This is a genomic window from Nocardioides sp. NBC_00850, from assembly GCF_045207335.1.
Lineage (GTDB): Bacteria > Actinomycetota > Actinomycetes > Propionibacteriales > Nocardioidaceae > Nocardioides.
Genome location: NZ_CP108845.1, coordinates 3,572,962 through 3,594,748 on the forward strand (window position 1 = coordinate 3,572,962; position 21,787 = coordinate 3,594,748).

The following is a 21,787-nucleotide window of genomic DNA, read 5'->3' on the forward strand; positions in this document are numbered from 1 at the left end:
TCAGGGGCCCTGCGAACCTTGACTGACATTGACAATTGAAGCCTGCATCGGTGCAGGTCAAAGAGACGAAGGCTGACGGACGGTTATGGCGACGACGAACGACCTCAAGAACGGCATGGTGCTGAAGATCGAGGGCCAGCTCTGGCAGGTGGTCGAGTTCCAGCACGTGAAGCCCGGCAAGGGTCCGGCCTTCGTCCGCACCAAGCTGAAGAACGTCGAGTCGGGCAAGAACGTCGACAAGACCTTCAACGCCGGCACCAAGGTCGAGACCGCCACGGTCGACCGCCGCTCGTTCCAGTACCTCTACAACGACGGCAGCAACTTCGTCTTCATGGACGTGGCGGACTTCGACCAGGTCGAGGTCGACCCGGAGATCATCGGCGATGGCGCCGGGTTCCTCCTGGAGAACCAGGAGGTCATCCTGGCCACCAACGAGGGTCGGGTGCTCTTCGTCGAGCTCCCGCCGTCGGTCGAGCTCGTCATCTCCTACACCGAGCCCGGTGTCATGGGTGACTCGGCCACCGGCCGCACCAAGCCCGCCACCCTGGAGACCGGCGCCGAGATCCAGGTGCCGCTCTTCATCGAGCAGGGCGAGAAGATCAAGGTCGACACCCGCGAGGGCGGTTCCTACCTCTCTCGCGTCAAGGGCTGACCTGTGGCTCACGTCGCCACCGCCCGCACCAAGGCCCGTAAGCGCGCGCTCGACCTGCTCTTCGCCGCTGAGGCCCGTGGACTCTCCGCCGGTGATCTGCTCGACCAGCAGATCCGCGAGGGTGAGGTGCCCAACAACCCCTTCACGGTCAAGCTCGTCCGTGGCGTGGTCGCCGAGTCCGAGCGCATCGACGCTCTGATCGCCGCCTTCGCCAAGGACTGGTCGCTGGCCCGGATGCCCGCGGTCGACCGCAACGTCCTCCGCCTCGGCGTCTGGGAGCTCCTCGACGGCGATGTCGCCTCCGAGGTCGCGATCAGCGAGGCCACCGCCCTGGTGACCGAGCTGTCCACCGACGACTCGCCGTCCTTCGTCAACGGCGTGCTCGCCGCGGTCGCGAAGGACCTCGCCAAGGCCTGATCGGCATGAGACGTACGCCTGTCCGGGACCGTTCCGGGCAGGCGTAGCGTCATTTCGGGTGCGGCGCGACGCGTGTGTTTTCCGGTTATCGACGATTGCTTCGGTCGGGACCGTATGTTTGGACCCAAGGCTGTGATGGAGGCCGTAACCAAGCACCCGTATTCGGAGAGCGCATGACGCAGGAGAACAACCCCTACGACGAGCCGGACTCGCGCACCCGGCCGGCCGGCGCACCCTCGCACTGGGTGACGCCGCCCCCGCCGAACACGGCGGGAAGGCCGACGACGCCCCCCACCCAGCCCCATCCGGACCCGAGTCAGGAGGCGACTCGCATCACCAACCCACAGGTCACCACGACACCCGCCCCGCCCCCTCCGGTGGCGGTGACGCCGCCACCCCCGGGCGTACACGGGCAGGAGGTCCCCAGCGCGACCGACTTCCTCGACCGGCGCGCGGAGTCGGCCGGTTTCGGCCCCGCGACCTGGGGCTGGCGAGGCGCGATCCGCAGGATGTCCGGCGGGTTGATCAGCCCGAAGATGGGGCAGGACGAGGTCGCCTACGAGCAGGACCGGGCGATGATCCAGCGCGACTTCGACGGACCGCGCACGATCGTGTTCATCAACCCCAAGGGCGGCGCCGCCAAGACCACCGGCGTGCTCGCGGCGGGCTACACCTTCGGCACCGTGCGCGGTGGCGGGATCGTGGCCTGGGACAACAACGAGACCCGCGGCACCCTCGGCATTCGCGGCATGCGGAGCACCCACCGCAACACCACCCGCGAGCTGCTCGACAACCTGGCCGCGTTCAACAACGTCTACCAGTCCCGCATCGGCGACCTCGGTGCCTTCGTACGCTCCCAGGGCGACGCCCACTTCGATGTGCTCGCCTCCGACGAGCGGCCCGATGTCACCGGCCAGATCCACGCCGACGACTTCGGGCAGGTGCACCAGCTGCTGGAGCGCTTCTACAAGGTGATCCTGGTCGACACCGGCAACAACATGCGTGCCGAGAACTGGCTGGCCGCGGCCGACACCGCCGACCTGCTGGTGGTCACCTCGACGGTGCGCGAGGACACCGGCTACAGCGGCCTGTGGATGCTCGACGCGCTCCAGGAGTCGGGCTACGCCGACCTCAAGCTGAAGACGATCACCGTGCTCTCCGACCCGTCCCCGAAGGTCGACACCAACCTGGCCCGCGACCTCACCGAGGTCTACCAGCAGCGCACCCGCGGGGTCTACCGGGTGCCGTTCGACCCGGTGCTCGTCGCAGGGTCCACGGTGCAGTACTCCCAGCTCTCGGAGGACACCAAGATGTCGTGGCTGAAGGCCTGCGCTGGGATGGCGCACGCGCTCTAGCCATGGGCCGCTAACGTCGGAGTCATGCGCGCAGTCGTCTACTCCGAGAACGGTTCCTCCTCCGCCATGCGTCTGACCGAGCGCCCGGTGCCGAAGCCCGGCCCGGGCGAGGTCCTGGTCAGGCTGGTGCGGGCGGGGGTCAACCCCACCGACTGGAAGGTACGCGCCGGCATCAGCGCGACCCTCACGACTCCCGAGGCGACCCCCGGCCAGGACGGCGCCGGCGTGATCGAGGAGATCGGCGAGGGCGTCACGACCCACGTCGTCGGTCAGCCGGTCTGGCTCTTCATGGTCCAGCACGGGCAGGCCTGGGGGACCGCGGCGGAGTACGTGACGGTGCCGGCCCACAAGGCCGTCGAGCTGGCCGCGGGCGCCTCCTACGACCTCGGCGCCTCGCTCGGGGTCCCGGCGATGACTGCGCACCGGGCGCTCACCTCCGGCGCGGTGGAGCGGGTGGCCCCCGAGTCGTTCAACGGCCTCGCCATCCTCGTCCACGGCGGTGCCGGAGCGGTCGGCAACGCCGCCATCCAGCTCGCCGTGTGGGCGGGAGCGACGGTGATCACCACGGTCAGCTCCGCGGAGAAGGCGGCGCTGGCGAAGGCCGCGGGGGCCCACCACATCGTCAACTACCGCGAGGGCGACCCGACCGCCGAGATCCGCGAGATCGCACCCGACGGCGTCGACCAGATCGTCGAGGTCGCCCCGGCGGTCAACAACGACCTCGACCTCGCTGTCATCGCCAATCGCGGCACGATCGCGATCTACGCCAACAACGGCGGCGACGAGCTCACCCTGCCCGTGCGGGCGACGTTCTCGCTCAACCTGCGCTACCAGTTCCTCCAGCTCTACCGCATCGAGCCGGCGCAGATCCAGGCTGCGGCCGAGGACGTCGCCGCCGCTGTGGCGGCAGGGGCGCTGCGGGTCGGCCCGGAGGGTGGCGTACCCCTTCACCATTACCCGCTCGAGGAGACCGCCGCCGCCCACGACGCGGTCGAGGCGGGTGCCGTCGGGAAAGTGCTGATCGACCTGGAGTGAGGATAGGGTTGGCCCGATCCTTTAACGAGCCGTCCCGTGAGGCGGAGAAGGAGACCACAACCTTGTCTGATGTTGTCCAAGAGCCTGCGGCCGAAGGCCGCGTCGTGCTCGATGCCCGTGACATCTCCCGGGCGCTGACCCGGATCTCCCACGAGATCCTGGAGCGCAACCGCGATGCGGAAGACCTGGTGCTGCTGGGTCTGCACACCCGCGGAGTGCCGCTGGCCAAGCGGATCGCCGCGCGGATCGAGGCCGCCGAGGGTCACCCGGTCGCGCACGGCGCGCTCGACGTGACGATGTACCGCGACGACCTGCGCACCCATCCCACGCGCGCTCCGCACCACACCGAGATCCCGCCCGGCGGCATCGACGGCAAGACCGTGGTGCTGGTCGACGACGTGCTCTTCTCGGGCCGCACCGTCCGCGCCGCGCTCGACGCCCTTGCCGACTACGGCCGCCCCGCCGTCGTACGTCTGGCCGTTCTCGTCGACCGCGGCCACCGGCAGCTGCCGATCCGGGCCGACCACGTCGGCAAGAACCTCCCCACCGCCCGCTCCGAGCGGGTCGGGCTGAGCCTGGAGGAGATCGACGGCATCGACGAGGTACGCATCGTGGAGCTCGAGGGGGTTCCGGCATGACGAAGCATCTGCTGTCCATCGACGACGTGAGCGCGGAGGAGATCCAGCGGCTCTTCGCGACCGCCGCCGAGATGCACGACGTCCAGAAGCGTGAGGTCAAGAAGCTGCCGGCGCTGCGCGGGCGTACGGTTATCAACCTCTTCTTCGAGGACTCGACCCGCACCCGGTCCTCGTTCGAGATCGCGGGGAAGTGGCTCTCGGCCGACGTGATCAACCTGTCGGCGAAGGGGTCCTCGGCCTCGAAGGGGGAGTCGCTGCGCGACACCGTGCTGACCGTGACCGCGATGGGCGTCGACGGCCTGGTGATGCGTCACTCGGCCTCCGGCGCGGCCCATCAGGTCGCCGGCTGGCTCGACATCCCCGTGATCAACGCCGGCGACGGGATGCACGAGCACCCGACCCAGGCTCTGCTCGACGGCTACACGCTCCAGCGCCAGCTCGGCGGGTTCGGCTCCCTGGAGGGCAAGCGGATCGCGATCGTCGGTGACCTGACCCACTCGCGGGTGTTCCGGTCGAACGTGAAGTCGCTGACCAAGCTCGGAGCCTCCGTGACCGCCGTCGCCCCGCCCACGCTGATGCCCTCGGGCATCACCGAGTGGGCCAAGGCCGACGGGTTCGCCACCTCCTACTCGTTGGACGACGTGTTGCCGGAGGTCGACGCGGTGATGATGCTGCGCGTCCAGCGGGAGCGGATGAGCGGTGGCTACTTCCCGACGTCGAGGGAGTACACCGTCGGCTACGGGCTCACCCGTCAGCGGCTCGGCATGCTGCGCGAGGGCGCGCCGATCCTGCACCCCGGGCCGATGAACCGCGGCCTGGAGATCTCTCCCGAGGCCGCAGACGCCGCCTCCTCGCGGATCCTCGACCAGGTCTCGGCCGGGGTCGCGATCCGGATGTCCGTCCTCTACCACCTGCTTGCCGGCGAGGAGTCCGCATGAACGAGCGCAAGCGAGCGAGCAATCAGAGCATCATGCCGCCGCGTCCGTATTCTTTCCGCTCTGTCACGGAGGTGGCGGCATGAGCCTGTTGATCAAGGGAGTCTCCGTCCTCGGGGCCGAGCCGACCGACGTACACGTCGACGGGGGAGTGATCCGAGAGATCGGCACGCTCTCCGCGACCGTCGACGAGGTCGTTGACGCCTCCGGCCTCGTCCTCCTTCCGGGGCTGGTCGACCTGCACACCCACCTGCGCCAGCCGGGACGCGAGGACGCCGAGACGGTCGCCTCGGGCGCAGCGGCGGCTGCCGCCGGCGGCTTCACCGCAGTGCTGGCGATGGCCAACACCTCGCCGGTCACCGACACGGCCGAGGCCGCGGTCTCGGTGTGGGACCTCGGCCGCGAGGCCGGGCTGGCCGACGTGTTCCCGGTCGGCGCGGTGACCAAGGGACTGGCCGGTGAGGAGCTCGCCGAGCTGTCCCTGATGAACCGTTCCCGGGCGGGCGTCAAGGTCTTCTCCGACGACGGCCGCTGCGTCTCGGACCCGCGGGTGATGCGACGGGCGCTGGAGTACGTCAAGGCGTTCGGCGGCGTGATCTCCCAGCACTCCCAGGACCCGTCGCTGGCGCCCTACGGCTCGGCCTGCTGTCACGAGGGTGAGCTCTCCGGGCGGCTCGGTCTGCCCGGCTGGCCGGGGGTCGCGGAGGAGGTCATCGTCGCCCGCGACGTGATGCTCGCCCGTCACACCGGCTCGCGCGTCCACGTCGCCCACGCCTCCACCGCCGGCACCGTCGAGGTGCTGCGCTGGGCGAAGGCGCAGGCGGAGAAGGACGGCAGCTGGGCGGTGACCGCGGAGGTCACCCCGCACCACCTGCTGCTGACCACCGACCTGCTCGCCGGCTACGACCCGACCTTCAAGGTCAACCCGCCGCTGCGCCCCGCCGAGGACGTCGAGGCCCTGCGTACGGCGCTGGCTGACGGCACCATCGACGCGGTCGCCACCGACCACGCCCCGCACGCTCGTCAGGACAAGGAGCACGCCTTCGTCGACGCGGCCTTCGGGATGCTCGGGCTCGAGGAGGCGCTCTCGGTCGTCTCGACCGTCATGGTCTCCTCGGGCCTGCTCGACTGGGCCGGTGTCGCCCGGGTCATGTCCTCGACCCCGGCCCGGATCGCCGGCCTCGAGGAGCACGGGCGTCCGATCGCGGTCGGAGAGCCGGCCAACCTGGCCCTGGTCGACCCGGCCGCGACCTACGTCGTGGATCGCGACCGTTCGCTCTCGCTCTCCCGCAACAACCCCTGGCACGACCGCAAGCTCACCGGTCGCGTCGTCGCCACCTACCTGCGGGGGAAGCAGACCTACGCCGGTTAGGCTCCACCGCCATGACCGACGTCTTCTCCGACAAGCTCGCGCAGTGGCGCGCCTACACCGCGACCCCATGGGGCCGGATCCGCTACACCGTGATCGAGGAGATTCTCCGGCGCCAGTGTGCGGAGCTGGGTGAGGGGCTGCGGATCCTCGATGTCGGCGGCGGGGACGGGATGGACGCGCTCCCGCTGGCACTGGCCGGTCACGACGTCACGATCCTCGACCCCTCGGAGTCCTGGCTGGCCGAGGCGAAGCGCCGGGCAGCGGATGCGGGCACGTCGCTGATCACGCTCGTCGGTGGCCTCGACGACCTGCCCGAGGGGGAGTGGGACCTGGTCCTGTGCCACTTCGTGCTGCATTATCGGTCGGCTGCCGCCGGAGACGTACGCCGCCTCGCGGCCGCCGTGCGCCCGGGCGGGCGCCTCTCGGTGATGGTCCCCAACCCCGCGAGCATGGTGCTGCGCCAGCTGGTCACGGGTGGACCCGAGGCCGCGCTCACCGAGCTGCGCGCGGACACCAAGCGCACCGTGACCTTCGACCATGACGTACGCAAGGTCCCGATGGCCGACCTCGAGGCCGAGCTCGGCGCCGCGGGGCTGGAGCTCACCGGCCGCTTCGGCACCAGGATCGCCAACGACCTGCTCACCGACAACGACGCCAAGAACGACCGCGCCTACTTCGACCGTCTCCTCGAGCTCGAGCGCGAGCTGTGCGACCAGGAGCCGTTCGTACGCATCGCCGGGATGTACCAGCTCGTGGCGGAGCGACCGGGTTAGGCTCGGGAACGTGGATAACCTCGAGCGCGTCTACAAGATGCCCTTCGGCTCCGTCTACCCGCACTATGTGACGAAGGTGGAGAAGAAGGGCCGCACCACGGCCGAGCTGCACCAGGTGATCACCTGGCTGACCGGCTTCGACGACGACGCGATCGCGAAGCACATCGAGGCGGGAACGAGCTTCGAGGAGTTCTTCGCCGCGGCCGAGCTGAACCCGAGCTCGGAGCTGATCACCGGTGTGGTCTGTGGTGTGCGGGTCCAGGAGATCGAGGACCCGGTCATGCGCCAGGTGCGCTACCTCGACAAGCTCGTCGACGAGCTGGCCAAGGGCAAGGCGATGGAGAAGATCCTGCGCGGTTAATCGGTTGGACTGCGCAGCCGTCGACCGCGTATTCTTTACTCATCATGAAGTTCTTGCGCTGACCTCCGACCCGCGCCCGAGGCACATGCCCGGCGGGTCGTCCTCGAACCCGAAGGCCAGCGCTCTCATGTCATCTTCCATCGTTTCCGGACCGATCGTCGTCCGCGACCTCTCCGTCTCCTTCCGCAGCGGCTCCGTCCTCGCCGGGATAGACCTCACCGTCTCCCCGGGCGAGCGGATCGCGCTCGTGGGGGAGAACGGTGCCGGCAAGTCGACGCTGCTCCGCGCTATCGCAGACCAGCTTCCGCGCACCGCCCAACGCACAGGCACGCTCGAGGCGCCCGACGACCTCGTCTGGCTGCCGCAGGAGCCGCCGTTCCGCGACGCGGCGAGCATCGAGGACGTACTCGCCACCACTCTGCGTCCGCTCCGGGAGGCCGTCGCCACGGTCGAGACCCTCGCTGACCGTCTCGACGACCCCGCGGTCGCCGAGACGTACGCGAGCGCGCTCGACTTCGCGGTTGCCCATGACGCGTGGGACGCCGACAGGCGGGCCATCCTGGCCGCTGAGCGCCTCGGCCTCAGCGGCCTGGACCGCGAGCGCCCGATCAGCACGCTCTCCGGCGGGCAGCGGACCAGGCTGGCGCTGGCGACCGCGATCACCCGCCGTCCCGACGCGCTGCTGCTCGACGAGCCGACCAACCACCTCGACGACGAGGCGGTCGCGGTGCTGGGGGAGTTCCTGCGCGACCTCCCCGGCGTCGTGCTGATGGCCTCCCACGATCGCGTCTTCCTCGACGAGGTCGCCACCGGCCTCTTCGACCTGGATCCGACCGCCTTCGGCACCGATGGTGCCGGCGGCCGGCTCTTCGGAGGCGGGTGGAGCGCCTACGAGGAGGCTCGGCAGGCCGCTCGTGAGCGGTGGGAGCAGACGTACGCAGAACAGCAGGACGAGCTCAAGCGTCTCCGCACCGCGACCAAGATCGGCAACGACGCGATCGCCCACAACCGCGGCCCGACCGACAACGACAAGTTCATCTACAAGTTCAAGGGCAGCAACGTCGAGCGCACCGTCGCCCGCCGCAAGAAGGACGCCAACCGCCGGCTGGAGGAGGCCGAGGAGGCACAGGTACGCAAGCCACCGCCGCCCCTGCGCCTCAACGCCGCGCTGTCGGCTGCGGGCACGAGCGGGAGGATGGTCGTCGTACGCGACCTGGTGGTCGAGGAGCGGGTCAGCCTGCCGGTCCTCGACATCATGGCGGGGGAGCACCTGCTGATCACCGGGCCCAACGGCAGCGGCAAGTCCACGCTGCTCGGAGTGATCTCCGGGCGCGTGAAGCCGACCTCGGGCGAGGTCCAGGTCAGCGCGCGCCATGTCGAGGAGCTCACCCAGGACCCGCAGTTCGGGGACCTGCGCCGCCGGGTCTCCGACGTCTACCTGGAGTCGGTGGGGGAGGTGCTGGCGACCCAGGTGCCGCTACGTGACCTCGGCCTGGTCCACCCGCGCGACCTCAACCGGCCCGTCGGCGCGCTGAGCGTCGGCCAGCGTCGGCGGCTCGACCTGGCGATCGCCATCGCCACCGGCCCGGACCTGCTGCTTCTCGACGAGCCCACCAACCACATCTCGCTCACCCTGGCAGGCGAGCTGGAGGAGGCGATCGGAATCACCCCGGGCACCATCGTTGTCGCCTCCCATGACCGCTGGCTGCGGCGCCGCTGGTCGGGTCCGGAGCACCGTCTCGTGCCCTGAGGTGCCGCGGGCGGGCCACTTGCGGGCGAAACCCTGTGGATGAGCAGAGTTATCCACAGGCGCCGAGATCGTCGTTGTCCTCCTCGACGGGCCATGGTGCCTTTGACCCATGACCGACAAGATTCCGTACGCTCCAGTCCTCCGCACCCAGGCCGACGTCGAGGCCGCCTGGCGACACCTGATCAATCCACTCGGCTGGCCCGAGCCGCGGCTGTGGTTCATGCTCGTCGGGGCAGACGGCGTTCCGTTCCCACAGCTGTGCCAGATCGAGAAGGTGCCTGTCGAGATCGGCGACGACGGCGCTGCCAACGTCGCCACGATGCTGCACGACCTGATCGATGAGTTGGGCCTCGACCGGGTCGAGCTCCTGTTGTGTCGGCCGGGCGGAGGCCCGCCGAGCCTGCCGGACCGGAAGAACGCCGCCCATCTCTACGGAGCGTGTGCGGTGGCGGCGGTGCCGATCGATGTCATCCACCTCGCGACCGACCAAGACTTCTGGCCGGTCCCGTTGGACGCGCTCGGCGAGCTCAGAACTCCAGCGTGACCTTCGTGTCGCCGAGCTCGCGCGAGACGATGCGGTCGAACTCCGCCGAGGCGGCCTCACGCTCGACGAGGTCACGCAGCGCGTGGTCGATCGCAGCCTGGTTGGTCGTCGTCCCGGCGATCTTCCTCGCCTCGGCCAACAGCTCTTTGTCGATGCTGATCGACGTCTCGGTCATTGCGTACCCCCGCACGGAAATCTGGATGAAACATCGAAACGCTAGCGGTGCACAACCATGCAACGCAATGACCTGCGACAACCGTCACATCGTGTCGCACTCACCTGGCGCCGCACCTGGCCGGGATGTCGGTGCTCGCCTCTATGGTCCACAACCATGAGCCCGGAGGACCGACTGCTGACCGACATCACGATCATGGTGGACTCGATCGAGCCGATCGACCCGGTCGAAAGCGGTCACATCGCCGACGCGTCGGCGTGGTTGTGCGTGACCAACGACGTGTTCCGGCGCACCACCGCCCCGACCGAGCCGGCCAAGCACCTGGTCTCCTACTTCCTGCTCGTCGATCCGGTGAGCGGCCACATCCTGCTGGGAGACCACCGCAAGTCGGGCCTGTGGCTGCCGTCGGGAGGTCACGTCGAGCCGGGCGAGAATCCCGCCGAGACCGTTCGCCGGGAGTGCGTCGAGGAGTTGGGTGTCGAGGCACGGTTCCACTCCGACCTCGGGCCGCGGCCGTTGTTCATCACTGTGACCACGACCCGGCCCGACCGCCCGGACCCGCACACCGACGTCAGCCTCTGGTTCGTCCTAGCCCACGACCACCAAGCCCCGTTGGTGCCGGACGAGCGGGAGTACGCCGATGTGCGCTGGTGGACACCCTCCGAGATCCGTGCCGCCGACCCGAGTTCTTTCGACCCGCACATGGGTCGGATGCTCGACAAGCTGAAGACCCTCGGAGCCTGACCGTCACTCAGGACCACTCAACTCCTGCTGGAGTCGCTCGACACTCGGCAGGCTGGCCCGCAACTGATACTCGGCTACTCCGAGCGGCTGTGTTGAACCGCGCAGCGAGTACTCCGCGACGACCTGGTTGCGGCTCTGGCACAGCAGGATCCCGATCGTCGGAGCGTCGTCGGGATGTGCCATCTCTCCGTCGACCGCCGCGAGATAGAAGTTGAGCTGCCCCAGGTGCTCGGGCCTGAACTTCCCGGCCTTGAGCTCGATGACGACGTAGCAGCGCAGCCTGAGGTGATAGAAGAGCAGGTCGATGAAGAAGTCCTCTCCGCCGACCTCGAGCAGAACCTGACGTCCGACGTACGCGAACCCGACGCCGAGCTCGACCAAGAACTCGGTGACGTGGTCGACCAGAGCCTTCTCGATCTCGCGCTCCATGGCTTCGCCGCCGATGCCGAGGAACTCGAAGTTGTAGGGGTCCTTGACGATCTCTCGAGCGAGATCGGAGGTCTCCGGCGGAAGCGTACGTTCGAAGTTGCTGATCGCTCGTCCGGATCGCTCGAGGGTCCGGAGGCTGATGTGATGGACGAGCACGGCCCTGGACCAGCCGTGTTCGACTGCCGCGGCGGCGTACGCCAGCCGTTCATCGGTGTTCTTCAGCTTGCTGAGCAACTCGATGTTGTGGCCCCAGGACAAGTTGTCCAACGGCCGTTGGACAATTGCCTCCCGGGTCCAGGCCGCCGCGAACGAGCGCATGTACATCAGGTTTGCACGTGAGAATCCGGTCATCCCCGGGAAGGCCTGCCGCAGATCGCCGGCGAGTCGTTCGACGACCTTGCTACCCCAGCCTTCGGCTTCTTGCTTGACGACGATCTCGTGGCCGATGTCCCAGTAGAGCCGGATCATGGCTGCGTTGAGCGCGACTGCCGCCTGTTGCTGTGCGCTGCGGATATGGGTCTTGAGGTCGCTAAGCCAGGTGGCGTAGCCGTCGGGCAGCGAAACAGAGTCGGTCATGGGTCGTTCTCCTTGGAGGCGTACGAATCACCGCCTGCGATTGCAGGCGGTACGTTCGCCGCTCCTGGAGGCGCCTGTGGCGCTATTACTTACCCTCGCGACTGGCGGCCCCTTCTCGCAGACCTGGCTGGCCCGGTACTTCGGAGTGATCGCCTGAGTTGCCTTGATTAGATCATCTGTTCGTCGCCGGAGACAGGAGGCGCGGCGCGGGCGAGGCGATCGACGCGTCGCAACCATCTGAGTACGTCGAGCGGGTCGGCCTCGGCGAGGACGGCCGCCAACGCGGGCAGCTCTCGTTGGTAGAACCTGCCAGGGGCGTAGTCGGCGACGGTATCGAGCCAGGTCGTATGTTGCCCGATGATCGAGCCGAACCCTGGCTCGTCACTCACCACCAGGGCGGCATGCCCCCCACCGGATGGCGGGTAGTGGACGTCGGTCGCCCCGAACCTGGTCGTCACGGTCACAGATTAGGGCGGCCGGGTGGAACACCGGTGAGTCGCGCATCAAGCACATGCCAGGATGGAGTCGAGAAGGACCGATGTGGGTCCGTGAACGCAAGGGTTAGAGATGACGGACGCAGCGTGGTACCCGGACCCGACCGGACAGGCCGAGCTTCGCTACTACGACGGGAGCCAGTGGACCGAGCACGTCTCCACAGGCGGGCAGCAGTCGACGGCACCCCTGGCGCCGCCTCAGGCCACTGTGGAGCAGGAGGCGCCGACGCAGGTCGGGTCGGCGCAGGCGGTGCAGGCCGCCTACGGCGAGAGTGCCCAGGCGCAGCCGGCCCAGGCAGCGTCGGCCCAGTACGGGCAGCAGGCCGCCCACGCGCAGGCTCACGCCCAGGCCCACGCCCAGGTCCAGCCCCAGCCCACGGGCGACCCGTTCGCCGGGATCTCGGGTGACCTGATCGACGGCCGCTTCGCCGAGATCCAGGGCGACGGCGCGGTGCTGCAGAACAAGAGGCTCCTGCGCGTACGCGTCGGTGAGCCGTTCCAGGCGCGCCAGGGCTCGATGGTGGCCTATCAGGGCAACGTGCAGTTCAAGTACCAGGGCGGCGGCGTGGGGAAGTTCCTCAAGCGGGCCGTGACCGGTGAGGGCCTCAGCCTGATGGGCGTCGAGGGTCAGGGCGACGTCTTCCTGGCCGACGCGGCCAAGGAGGTCCACATCCTCCAGCTGAACAACTCCGGCGTCTCGATCAACGGTGACCACGTGCTCGCCTTCTCCGGCGGCCTGCAGTGGAACATCGAGCGGGTCCAGGGCGCCGGCATGCTCACCGGCGGTCTCTTCAACACCACGCTGCGCGGCACCGGCTGGATCGCCGTCACCACGGAGGGTGACCCGGTCGTTCTCAACGCCGGCGATGCGCCGACCTTCACCGACACCAACGCGGTCGTCGGCTGGTCGCTCGGCCTGCAGACCAGCCTGCAGAAGTCGTTGACCGCCGGTGCGCTCATCGGCCGGGGCAGCGGCGAGGCGTTCCAGGTGGCCTTCCACGGCGCCGGCTTCGTCATCGTCCAGCCGTCCGAGGGCGGGGTCGTGCCGCCCCACTCGCACAGCTGAGCCCGACCACAGCTGGGCGAATGCCGCGTACGTCACAGTGCTGGCGTACGCGGCGGACGCCAACTGCCGTCAACCGGCATCTGCTTGATACTGTCACCAGCAAGTTGACCGACATCCTTTAAGCACCGTCCCGTGAGGCGGAGAAGGAGGTACGGCGTGCCGCTGCATGCCCACAAAGAAGCACTCCTCGTACTCGAGGATGGTCGATCGTTCCGGGGGGAGTCGTTCGGTGCCGAGGGTGAGACCTTCGGCGAGGCGGTCTTCTCCACCGGCATGACGGGCTACCAGGAGACGCTGACCGACCCGAGCTACCACCAGCAGGTGGTCGTGATGACCGCCCCGCACGTCGGCAACACCGGCGTGAACGACGAGGACCCCGAGTCCCGCCGGATCTGGGTGGCCGGATACGTCGTACGCGACCCAGCCCGGGTCCCCTCCAACTGGCGCGCCCAGCGCAGCCTCGACGACGACCTCCGCGACCAGTCCGTCGTGGGCATCGCGGGCATCGACACCCGCGCCCTGACCCGCCACCTGCGTGAGCGCGGCGCGATGCGCGTCGGGATCTCGACGATCGAGACCGACCCCGAGGTCCTGCTGAAGAAGGTGCTCGCCTCCGCCGAGATGAGCGGTGCGAACCTCTCCGACGCGGTCAGCACCCAGGAGGCGTACGTCGTCCCCGCGAAGGGCGAGAAGCGGTTCACCGTCGCGGCCCTCGACCTGGGCATCAAGGAGATGACCCCGGAGCGGATGGCCGAGCGCGGCATCGAGGTCCACGTGCTCCCGGCGACCGCGACCCTCGAGGACGTCCTCGCCATCAATGCCGAATCTGGGGGCATCGACGGGCTCTTCTACTCCAACGGCCCCGGCGACCCGGCCGCGACCACCGGCCAGGTGGAGCTGCTCAAGGAAGCCCTCGCCGAGAACATCCCCTACTTCGGCATCTGCTTCGGCAACCAGCTCTTCGGCCGCGCGCTTGGTTTCGGGACGTACAAGCTGAAGTACGGTCACCGCGGGATCAACCAGCCCGTCATGGACCTCACCACGCGCAAGGTCGAGGTGACCGCCCACAACCACGGCTTCGCCGTCGACGCACCCATCGGCGAGGAGACCACGACGCCCTTCGGCATCGCGACCGTCTCCCACGTCAACCTCAACGACGACTGCGTCGAGGGCCTCGAGCTCAAGGACGCCGAGACCGGGAAGCTCAAGGGCTTCTCCGTCCAGTACCACCCGGAGGCAGCGGCCGGCCCGCACGATGCCGCCTACCTCTTCGACCGTTTCATCTCTCTCATGGCGAAGGAGGTCTGAGCGATGCCCAAGCGCGAGGACATCAAGTCCGTGCTCGTGATCGGCTCCGGGCCGATCGTCATCGGCCAGGCCTGCGAGTTCGACTACTCCGGCACCCAGGCCTGTCGCGTGCTGCGCGAGGAGGGGATCCGGGTCGTCCTGGTCAACTCCAACCCGGCCACGATCATGACCGACCCTGAGTTCGCCGACGCGACCTACGTCGAGCCGATCACCCCGGAGTTCGTCGAGAAGGTCATCGCCAAGGAGCGCCCCGACGCCCTCCTGGCCACCCTCGGCGGCCAGACCGCGCTCAACTGCGCGGTGGCGCTGGACGAGCGCGGAACCCTGGAGAAGTACGACGTCGAGCTGATCGGCGCGAGCATCGACGCCATCCAGCGCGGTGAGAACCGCGAGGAGTTCAAGAAGATCGTCGCCGAGCTCGGCGGCGAGAGCGCCAAATCGGTCATCTGCCACAGCATCGACGACCTGCTCGCGGGCGCTGAGCAACTCGGCTACCCCGTGGTCATCCGGCCGAGCTTCACCATGGGTGGCTCGGGCTCAGGCTTCGCGTACAACGAGACCGAGCTGCGGCGTCTGGGTGGCGCCGGCCTCGCGGCCAGCCCCACCACCGAGGTGCTCCTGGAGGAGTCCATCCTCGGTTGGAAGGAGTACGAGCTCGAGGTCATGCGTGACCGCAAGGACAACTCGGTCATCGTCTGCTCGATCGAGAACCTCGACCCGATGGGCGTGCACACCGGCGACTCGATCACCGTCGCCCCGGCGTTGACGCTGACCGACCGCGAGTACCAGAAGCTGCGCGACCTGGCGATCGGCATCATCCGCGCCGTCGGCGTGGACACCGGCGGCTGCAACATCCAGTACGCCGTCAACCCGGCCGACGGCCGGATCATCGTCATCGAGATGAACCCCCGAGTCTCGCGCTCCTCGGCGCTGGCCTCCAAGGCGACCGGCTACCCGATCGCCAAGATCGCCGCGAAGGTCGCGATCGGCTACACCCTCGACGAGATCGAGAACGACATCACCGCCGGGCCGAACGGCTCGACCGCCGCGTCGTTCGAGCCGACCCTCGACTACGTCGTCGTCAAGGTCCCGCGCTTCGCCTTCGAGAAGTTCCCGGGTGCCGACACGACCCTGACCACCCACATGAAGAGCGTGGGCGAGGCGATGGCGATCGGCCGCAACTTCACCGAGGCCCTCCAGAAGGCGCTGCGAAGCCTGGAGAAGCCCGAGGCGGTCTTCGACTGGACGCAGGAGGTCGTCGAGCTCGACAAGCCCGCGCTGCTGGAGGAGATCAAGGTCCCCACCGACGGCCGGCTCAAGCGGGTCATGGACGCGATCCGCTCCGGAGCGTCGCCTGAGGAGATCTTCGAGAGCACCAAGATCGACCCCTGGTTCATCGACCAGCTCTTCCTGATCAACGAGATCGCCCAGGACATCATCGCGGCGCCCGAGCTGACCGCCGACGTGCTCCGCTACGCCAAGCGCCACGGCTTCTCCGACTACCAGCTCGGCAAGATGCGCGGCATGACCGCCGACGTGGTCCGAGGCGTACGCCACGCGCTGAACATCCGCCCGGTCTACAAGACGGTCGACACCTGTGCGGCCGAGTTCGAGGCGCGTACGCCCTACCACTACTCCTCCTACGACGAGGAGACGGAGGTCGCGCCCCGGGAGAAGGAGGCCGTGATCATCCTCGGCTCCGGACCCAACCGGATCGGGCAGGGGATCGAGTTCGACTACTCCTGCGTGCACGCCTCCCTCGCGCTGAGCGAGGCCGGCTACGAGACCGTGATGGTCAACTGCAACCCCGAGACGGTGAGCACCGACTACGACACCTCCGACCGGCTCTACTTCGAGCCGCTCACCCTCGAGGACGTGCTCGAGATCGTCCACGCCGAGCAGCAGGCCGGACCGGTCGTCGGGGTCATCTGCCAGCTCGGCGGCCAGACCCCGCTCGGGCTCGCGCAGGCGCTCAAGGACAACGGTGTGCCGATCGTCGGCACCAGCCCCGAGGCCATCCATCTCGCCGAGGAGCGCGGTGCCTTCGGCCGGGTGCTCCACAAGGCCGGCCTGGTCGCGCCGAAGCACGGCATGGCCACCACGTTCAACGAGGCCCGCGAGATCGCCGCAGAGATCGGCTACCCGGTCCTGGTGCGTCCCTCCTACGTCCTCGGCGGCCGCGGCATGCAGATCGTCTACGACGACGACGCACTGCGCTCCTACATCGAGGCCGCCACCGAGGTCACCCCCGACAAGCCGGTGATGGTCGACAAGTTCGTCGACGACGCCGTCGAGATCGACGTCGACGCCCTCTACGACGGCACCGAGCTGTTCCTCGGCGGGGTCATGGAGCACATCGAGGAGGCCGGGATCCACTCCGGTGACTCCTCCTGCGCGCTGCCGCCGATCACCCTCGGCGCCGCCGAGGTCGAGCGCATCCGCGTGGCGACCCTGGCGATCGCCGAAGGCGTCGGCGTACGCGGCCTGCTCAACATCCAGTACGCCCTCGGCTCCGACGTGCTCTACGTCATCGAGGCCAACCCGCGCGCCTCCCGCACGGTCCCGTTCGTCTCCAAGGCGACCGCGACCCCGCTGGCCAAGGCCGCGGCGCGGGTGATGCTCGGCGAGTCGATCGCGGAGCTGCGTACGGCCGGTGTGCTCCCGGCAACGGGCGACGGTGGCGCGCTGCCGCCCAACCAGCCGATCGCGGTCAAGGAAGCGGTCATGCCGTTCAACCGGTTCCGCACCCCGGAGGGTCAGCAGGTCGACACCGTGCTCGGCCCGGAGATGAAGTCGACCGGCGAGGTGATGGGGCTCGACTCCGACTTCGGCCGCGCCTTCGCCAAGAGCCAGGCCGGTGCGTTCGGCCCGCTGCCGACCCAGGGCCGGATCTTCGTCTCGATGGCCAACCGCGACAAGCGCACCATGATCTTCCCGATCAAGGTGCTCGCCGACCACGGCTTCGAGATCTTCGCGACCGAGGGCACCGCCGAGGTGCTGCGCCGCAACGGTGTGCCCTCGCGGCTGATGCGCAAGCACTCCGAGGGCACCGGGCCCGATGGCGAGAAGACCACCGTCCAGCGGATCCTCGACGGCGAGGTCGACCTGGTCATCAACACGCCCAACGGCACCTCCAACGCCAAGTCCGCCCGGATGGACGGCTACGAGATCCGCACCGCCGCGGTGATGGCCAACATCGCCTGCATCACCACGGTCCAGGGCCTCGGCGCCGCCGTGCAGGGCATCGAGGCGCTGCGGCGCGGTGAGATCGACGTACGCAGCCTGCAGGAGTGGCGCGACGTCGTCGGCCACCACGACGGCGGGGTGTCGGCCAAGTGAGGGCTTACCGGACCCTGTTCGACAAGGTATTGACGAAGACGGATCCGGAGCGTGCCCACCAGCAGGCGTTCGCCGCGATCCGTGCGGCCGGCCCGGCGCTGTCCAGGACACGTACGCCGGGATCCCCGGTGCACGCGATAGGGCTCACCTTCCCGAACGTGATCGGCCTGGCCGCGGGCTTCGACAAGAACGCGGTCGGGATCGACGCGCTGGGCGGGCTCGGCTTCGGGCACGTGGAGATCGGCACGGTCACGGGGGAGGGGCAGCCGGGCAACCCTGCGCCGCGCCTCTTCCGGCTGCCCGCCGACCGCGCCGTGATCAACCGGATGGGCTTCAACAACGACGGTGCCGAGGCGGTCGCCGCCCGGCTGGCGAGCCGTCTGGAGCGCCGTGGCACGGCCGCCGGCGGGCCGATCCTCGGCATCAACATCGGCAAGACCAAGCTCGTGCCCGAGGATGACCAGGCGGCAGTCGAGGCCGACTACGCCAAGTCGGCCCGGCTGCTGGCTCCCTACGCCGACTACCTGGTGGTCAACGTCTCCTCGCCCAACACGCCCGGCCTGCGCAGCCTGCAGTCGGTCGAGAAGCTGCAGCCGCTGCTGGAGCACGTCCGCTCCATCGCCGACCAGGTCACCAAGCACCGGGTCCCGCTGCTGGTCAAGATCGCCCCCGACCTGGCCGACTCCGACGTCGTCGAGGTCGCCGACCTGGCCGGCGCGATCGGCCTGGACGGGATCATCGCGACCAACACCACCATCGGCCGTGAGCACCTCGCCTCGACGCCCGCCGAGATCACCGCAGCCGGTGCCGGCGGACTCTCCGGCGCCCCGCTGAAGGCGCGCGCGCTCGACGTCCTGCGGCTGCTCCGCAGCAGGGTCAGCCCCGAGATGACGCTCGTCGGTGTGGGTGGCATCGCCACCGTCGAGGACGCCCGCGAGCGCCTCGCCGCCGGTGCCGACCTGCTCCAGGGCTACACCGGGTTCATCTACGAAGGTCCCGGCTACGCCCGCCGGATCGCGAACGGAGTTTCTCGATGACCTTCGGCGCCCGCTACGCCGCCGCTCTCGCCGAGCGGGGGCGGCTCTGTGCCGGGATCGACCCGCACGCCTCGTTGCTCCTCGACTGGGGCCTGAACGACGACCTCGCCGGCCTGGAGAGGTTCGCCCTGACCGCGGTCGAGGGCCTGGCCCCCTATGTCCCCGTCGTCAAGCCGCAGAGCGCCTTCTACGAGCGTTTCGGCTCGCGCGGTGTCGCGGTGCTGGAGCGGGTCATCGCCGAGTCGAAGGCCGCCGGCGCGCTGGTGCTCCTCGACATCAAGCGCGGCGACATCGGCTCCACCAGCCAAGCGTACGCCGACGCCTACCTCGATCCCGCGAGCCCACTCGGCAGCGACGCGGTGACCGTGAGCCCCTATCTGGGCTTCGGTTCGCTGACGCCGTTCGTCGAGACGGCCACGAAGTTCGACGCCGGGTTGTTCGTGCTCGCCCTGACCTCCAACAAGGAGGGCCCCGAGGTGCAGCACGCGACGGTCGAGGACGGCCGCAGCGTCGGCCGGGTCATGCTCGACCACCTGCGCCGGCTGAACGAGTCCGAGACGCCGTTGGGCTCCTTCGGTGCGGTCGTCGGTGCGACGATCGACGGCGCGGACGGTGCGGGGGTGGCGTACGACTTCGGCTTCAATGGGCCGATCCTGGCTCCGGGCTTCGGTGAGCAGGGCGGCACCCCGGGCGACCTGGCCCGGATCTTCGGGTCCGCCAATGCCAACGTGGTCGCCAGCACCAGCCGCGGACTGCTGCGCAAGGGCCCGGACGTGGCCGCGCTGCGCGACGAGGCCCTGAGGCTGCGAGACGAGCTCGGCTGACACACTGGCGCCATGACCAGTCTCCGGATGGCCGCTCAGCTCCTCGTCCTGCCGATCCTCGCCACGAGCCTGAGCTCGTGCGGTGATCCGATCGACGACTACTGCGAGTCCCTCGAGGGGCACCAGGAGGAGCTGACGAACACCCTGGGGGAGGACGGCACCAGCGGGCTGATCGCCGCCCTGCCGATCTTCGAGGACCTCGAGCGCAACGCGCCCGACGACATCGCGAAGGACTGGAAGACGCTCACGGGGGCGATCTCGGGGCTCAGCACGGCTCTGGAGGACGCCGGTGTCTCGGCCGACGACTTCGAGAACGGCGAGCCGCCCGAGGGCGTCAGCGACGCCGAGGCGAAGGCGATCGCCGACGCGGCCACCAAGGTGAGCAGCACGAAGACGCAGGAGGCGTCCGTACGCGTCCAGCAGCAGGCCCGGGACGTCTGTCACACGTCCCTGACCCTGTGAACCGAATGGACACCAGTTAGGCGACCCCGATTGCCGCCCCGGCAACGTAATGGCTAGATTGGCGCGAGCGCTTACTTTCAGCGCTCAGCCGGGGGGCACGATCCCTGTACCGCGCGACCCGGTTGCCCTGTCGACTACACATTGATCGTGAAAGGGAGTCTTCGTGGCTCTGCCTCCGGACATCACCCCTGAACAGCGCGCTGCCGCGCTCGTCAAAGCCGCGGCCTCGCGCCAGGAGAGGGCTGCTGTCAAGAACAAGGTCCGCACTGGCGGCATGTCCGTCCTCGAGGTCATCGAGGAAGGGAAGAAGAACGAGGTCGTCGGCAAGATGAAGGTCATCGACCTGCTGACCTCCCACCCCGGCCTCGGTGAGGTGCGGGCAACCCAGATGATGGAGCGTCTCGGCATCGCGATGAGCCGCCGTGTGCAGGGCCTCGGCCCCAAGCAGGTGGCCGCGCTGGTCGAGGAGTTCGCTCGCCGATGAGTCTGATGACGGACGAGAAGACCCCGGCCGGCGCCGGCGAAGGCCACGAGAAGCGACTGGTCGTCCTGGCCGGTCCGACCGCGGTCGGCAAGGGCACCGTCTCCGCGGCGGTGCGCGACGACCACCCCGAGGTCTTCTTGTCCGTCTCGGCGACGACCCGGAAGCCTCGCGCGGGCGAGGTCAACGGGGTGCACTACCTGTTCGTCTCCGACGAGGAGTTCGACGCGATGATCGCCGGTGGCGAGCTGCTGGAGTGGGCCACGGTCCACAACATGGCGCGCTACGGCACCCCTCGTGGTCCCGTCGACAAGGCGCTGGCCGAGGGACGCCCGGCGATGCTCGAGATCGACCTGCAGGGCGCCCGGCTCGTGCGCGAGACCATGCCCGAGGCGATCTTCGTCTTCCTGGCCCCGCCGAGCTGGGAAGAGCTCGTACGCCGGCTGGTCGGTCGAGGCACCGAGACCGAGGCCGAGCGGGAGCGCCGCCTGGAGACTGCGCGGGTCGAACTGGCGGCGGAGAAGGAGTTCGACGTCACGATCGTGAACCACGAAGTTCATCAGGCAGCCGATGAGTTGGTAACCTTGATGACGCTCGGGCTTCCGAGCAAGAAATCCGACCAAGCCGACAAGTGAGGCTCACGTGGCTGCCCCTCAGATCGACGCCCAGGGCGTGACCAACCCCTCGATCGACGACCTGCTGACGAAGACCGACAGCAAGTACAAGCTGGTTCTCTACAGCGCCCAGCGGGCTCGCCAGATCAACGCCTACTACTCCCAGCTCGGCGAAGGCCTCCTCGAGTACGTCGGCCCCCTGGTCGACACCCACGTTCAGGAGAAGCCCCTCTCGATCGCGCTGCGCGAGATCAACGAGGACCTGCTGACCTGCGAGGACATCGACCCGGCCGAGCTGGCCGCCCAGGCTGCGGCTCAGGCTGCCGCTGCCGAGGCGCCTGCCGGCGACGCCTGATCGTCCAGGTCCTCCGCTGTCCACCAACAGCACCACTTCGGCCGCTCCCCT

At 68.8% G+C, this 21,787-nt stretch carries 24 protein-coding genes; 21 read left to right on the plus strand and 3 right to left on the minus strand.

The window, feature by feature from the left end; all coding sequences use genetic code 11:
- The first annotated feature begins 85 nt into the window (after positions 1 to 85).
- From efp to OH802_RS17385, 11 genes are all read left to right on the plus strand, one after another.
- Positions 86 to 652: an elongation factor P gene (gene efp / locus OH802_RS17335; RefSeq protein ID WP_406020451.1), complete on the plus strand. Its 567-nt coding sequence runs from the start codon at positions 86 to 88 to the stop codon at positions 650 to 652.
- 3 nt (positions 653 to 655) lie between these two features.
- Positions 656 to 1,069, plus strand: a complete 414-nt coding sequence (gene nusB, locus OH802_RS17340) for a transcription antitermination factor NusB (protein WP_160022948.1) — start codon at positions 656 to 658, stop codon at positions 1,067 to 1,069.
- Between the two features lie 173 nt (positions 1,070 to 1,242).
- The gene (locus tag OH802_RS17345) at positions 1,243 to 2,424 is read left to right on the plus strand and encodes a MinD/ParA family protein (RefSeq protein WP_406020454.1); all 1,182 of its coding nucleotides are present in this window, start codon (positions 1,243 to 1,245) and stop codon (positions 2,422 to 2,424) included.
- Between the two features lie 24 nt (positions 2,425 to 2,448).
- On the plus strand, positions 2,449 to 3,459 hold the full coding sequence (locus OH802_RS17350; RefSeq protein WP_406020456.1) for an NADPH:quinone reductase: 1,011 nt from the start codon (positions 2,449 to 2,451) through the stop codon (positions 3,457 to 3,459).
- Positions 3,460 to 3,521: 62 nt separating this feature from the next.
- Positions 3,522 to 4,097: a bifunctional pyr operon transcriptional regulator/uracil phosphoribosyltransferase PyrR gene (pyrR, locus tag OH802_RS17355; RefSeq protein WP_406020458.1), complete on the plus strand. Its 576-nt coding sequence runs from the start codon at positions 3,522 to 3,524 to the stop codon at positions 4,095 to 4,097.
- A complete protein-coding gene (locus OH802_RS17360; RefSeq protein WP_406020460.1) occupies positions 4,094 to 5,035 on the plus strand; it encodes an aspartate carbamoyltransferase catalytic subunit in 942 nt (313 codons plus the stop codon). Before pyrR ends, OH802_RS17360 begins: the two co-directional genes overlap by 4 nt.
- A 79-nt stretch (positions 5,036 to 5,114) precedes the next feature.
- Positions 5,115 to 6,404: a dihydroorotase gene (locus OH802_RS17365; protein ID WP_406020462.1), complete on the plus strand. Its 1,290-nt coding sequence runs from the start codon at positions 5,115 to 5,117 to the stop codon at positions 6,402 to 6,404.
- 11 nt (positions 6,405 to 6,415) lie between these two features.
- On the plus strand, positions 6,416 to 7,177 hold the full coding sequence (locus tag OH802_RS17370) for a methyltransferase domain-containing protein (RefSeq protein WP_406020464.1): 762 nt from the start codon (positions 6,416 to 6,418) through the stop codon (positions 7,175 to 7,177).
- A gap of 10 nt (positions 7,178 to 7,187) precedes the next feature.
- A complete protein-coding gene (locus tag OH802_RS17375; protein ID WP_406020466.1) occupies positions 7,188 to 7,538 on the plus strand; it encodes a DUF2200 domain-containing protein in 351 nt (116 codons plus the stop codon).
- 127 nt (positions 7,539 to 7,665) lie between these two features.
- Positions 7,666 to 9,288 (plus strand): ABC-F family ATP-binding cassette domain-containing protein, encoded by a 1,623-nt coding sequence (locus OH802_RS17380; RefSeq protein ID WP_406020468.1) that lies wholly within the window; start codon positions 7,666 to 7,668, stop codon positions 9,286 to 9,288.
- A gap of 109 nt (positions 9,289 to 9,397) precedes the next feature.
- Positions 9,398 to 9,832 (plus strand): hypothetical protein, encoded by a 435-nt coding sequence (locus tag OH802_RS17385; RefSeq protein WP_406020470.1) that lies wholly within the window; start codon positions 9,398 to 9,400, stop codon positions 9,830 to 9,832.
- Here OH802_RS17385 and OH802_RS17390 read toward each other — a convergent pair.
- Positions 9,816 to 10,007, minus strand: coding sequence for a type II toxin-antitoxin system VapB family antitoxin (locus OH802_RS17390; protein ID WP_350658798.1), 192 nt, complete (start codon positions 10,005 to 10,007; stop codon positions 9,816 to 9,818). The two genes, OH802_RS17385 and OH802_RS17390, sit on opposite strands and share 17 nt — an antisense overlap.
- 156 nt (positions 10,008 to 10,163) lie before the next feature.
- Between OH802_RS17390 and OH802_RS17395 the strand changes: the two genes are divergently transcribed.
- The gene (locus tag OH802_RS17395; protein WP_406020472.1) at positions 10,164 to 10,751 is read left to right on the plus strand and encodes an NUDIX hydrolase; all 588 of its coding nucleotides are present in this window, start codon (positions 10,164 to 10,166) and stop codon (positions 10,749 to 10,751) included.
- Positions 10,752 to 10,754: 3 nt separating this feature from the next.
- Here OH802_RS17395 and OH802_RS17400 read toward each other — a convergent pair whose 3' ends face one another.
- Both OH802_RS17400 and OH802_RS17405 read right to left on the minus strand, forming a co-directional pair.
- Entirely contained in the window at positions 10,755 to 11,756 is a 1,002-nt protein-coding gene (locus tag OH802_RS17400) for a YhcG family protein (RefSeq protein ID WP_406020474.1), read from the minus strand.
- Positions 11,757 to 11,923: 167 nt separating this feature from the next.
- Positions 11,924 to 12,214: a hypothetical protein gene (locus OH802_RS17405; RefSeq protein ID WP_406020476.1), complete on the minus strand. Its 291-nt coding sequence runs from the start codon at positions 12,212 to 12,214 to the stop codon at positions 11,924 to 11,926.
- A 109-nt stretch (positions 12,215 to 12,323) separates the two neighbouring features.
- On the opposite strand from OH802_RS17405, the gene OH802_RS17410 reads away from it, so the two are divergent.
- The 9 genes from OH802_RS17410 to rpoZ all read left to right on the plus strand — a co-directional run bounded on the left by OH802_RS17410 (position 12,324) and on the right by rpoZ (position 21,736).
- Positions 12,324 to 13,316, plus strand: a complete 993-nt coding sequence (locus tag OH802_RS17410) for an AIM24 family protein (RefSeq protein ID WP_406020477.1) — start codon at positions 12,324 to 12,326, stop codon at positions 13,314 to 13,316.
- Between the two features lie 156 nt (positions 13,317 to 13,472).
- A complete protein-coding gene (gene carA, locus OH802_RS17415) occupies positions 13,473 to 14,624 on the plus strand; it encodes a glutamine-hydrolyzing carbamoyl-phosphate synthase small subunit (protein ID WP_406020479.1) in 1,152 nt (383 codons plus the stop codon).
- 3 nt (positions 14,625 to 14,627) lie between these two features.
- Positions 14,628 to 17,963: a carbamoyl-phosphate synthase large subunit gene (gene carB / locus OH802_RS17420; protein ID WP_406020481.1), complete on the plus strand. Its 3,336-nt coding sequence runs from the start codon at positions 14,628 to 14,630 to the stop codon at positions 17,961 to 17,963.
- Positions 17,964 to 17,992: 29 nt separating this feature from the next.
- A complete protein-coding gene (locus tag OH802_RS17425; protein ID WP_406020484.1) occupies positions 17,993 to 19,000 on the plus strand; it encodes a quinone-dependent dihydroorotate dehydrogenase in 1,008 nt (335 codons plus the stop codon).
- A complete protein-coding gene (gene pyrF / locus OH802_RS17430) occupies positions 18,997 to 19,824 on the plus strand; it encodes an orotidine-5'-phosphate decarboxylase (RefSeq protein ID WP_406020486.1) in 828 nt (275 codons plus the stop codon). Before OH802_RS17425 ends, pyrF begins: the two co-directional genes overlap by 4 nt.
- 12 nt (positions 19,825 to 19,836) lie before the next feature.
- Positions 19,837 to 20,286 carry a hypothetical protein gene (locus tag OH802_RS17435; RefSeq protein WP_406020488.1) on the plus strand — a complete coding sequence of 150 codons (450 nt, stop codon included), beginning with the start codon at positions 19,837 to 19,839 and terminating at the stop codon, positions 20,284 to 20,286.
- Between the two features lie 163 nt (positions 20,287 to 20,449).
- Positions 20,450 to 20,770 (plus strand): integration host factor, actinobacterial type, encoded by a 321-nt coding sequence (gene mihF / locus OH802_RS17440; RefSeq protein WP_168381123.1) that lies wholly within the window; start codon positions 20,450 to 20,452, stop codon positions 20,768 to 20,770.
- On the plus strand, positions 20,767 to 21,402 hold the full coding sequence (gene gmk, locus OH802_RS17445) for a guanylate kinase (RefSeq protein WP_355021693.1): 636 nt from the start codon (positions 20,767 to 20,769) through the stop codon (positions 21,400 to 21,402). Before mihF ends, gmk begins: the two co-directional genes overlap by 4 nt.
- Before the next feature lie 7 nt (positions 21,403 to 21,409).
- Positions 21,410 to 21,736 (plus strand): DNA-directed RNA polymerase subunit omega, encoded by a 327-nt coding sequence (gene rpoZ / locus OH802_RS17450; RefSeq protein WP_160022984.1) that lies wholly within the window; start codon positions 21,410 to 21,412, stop codon positions 21,734 to 21,736.
- Positions 21,737 to 21,787 lie beyond the last annotated feature (51 nt).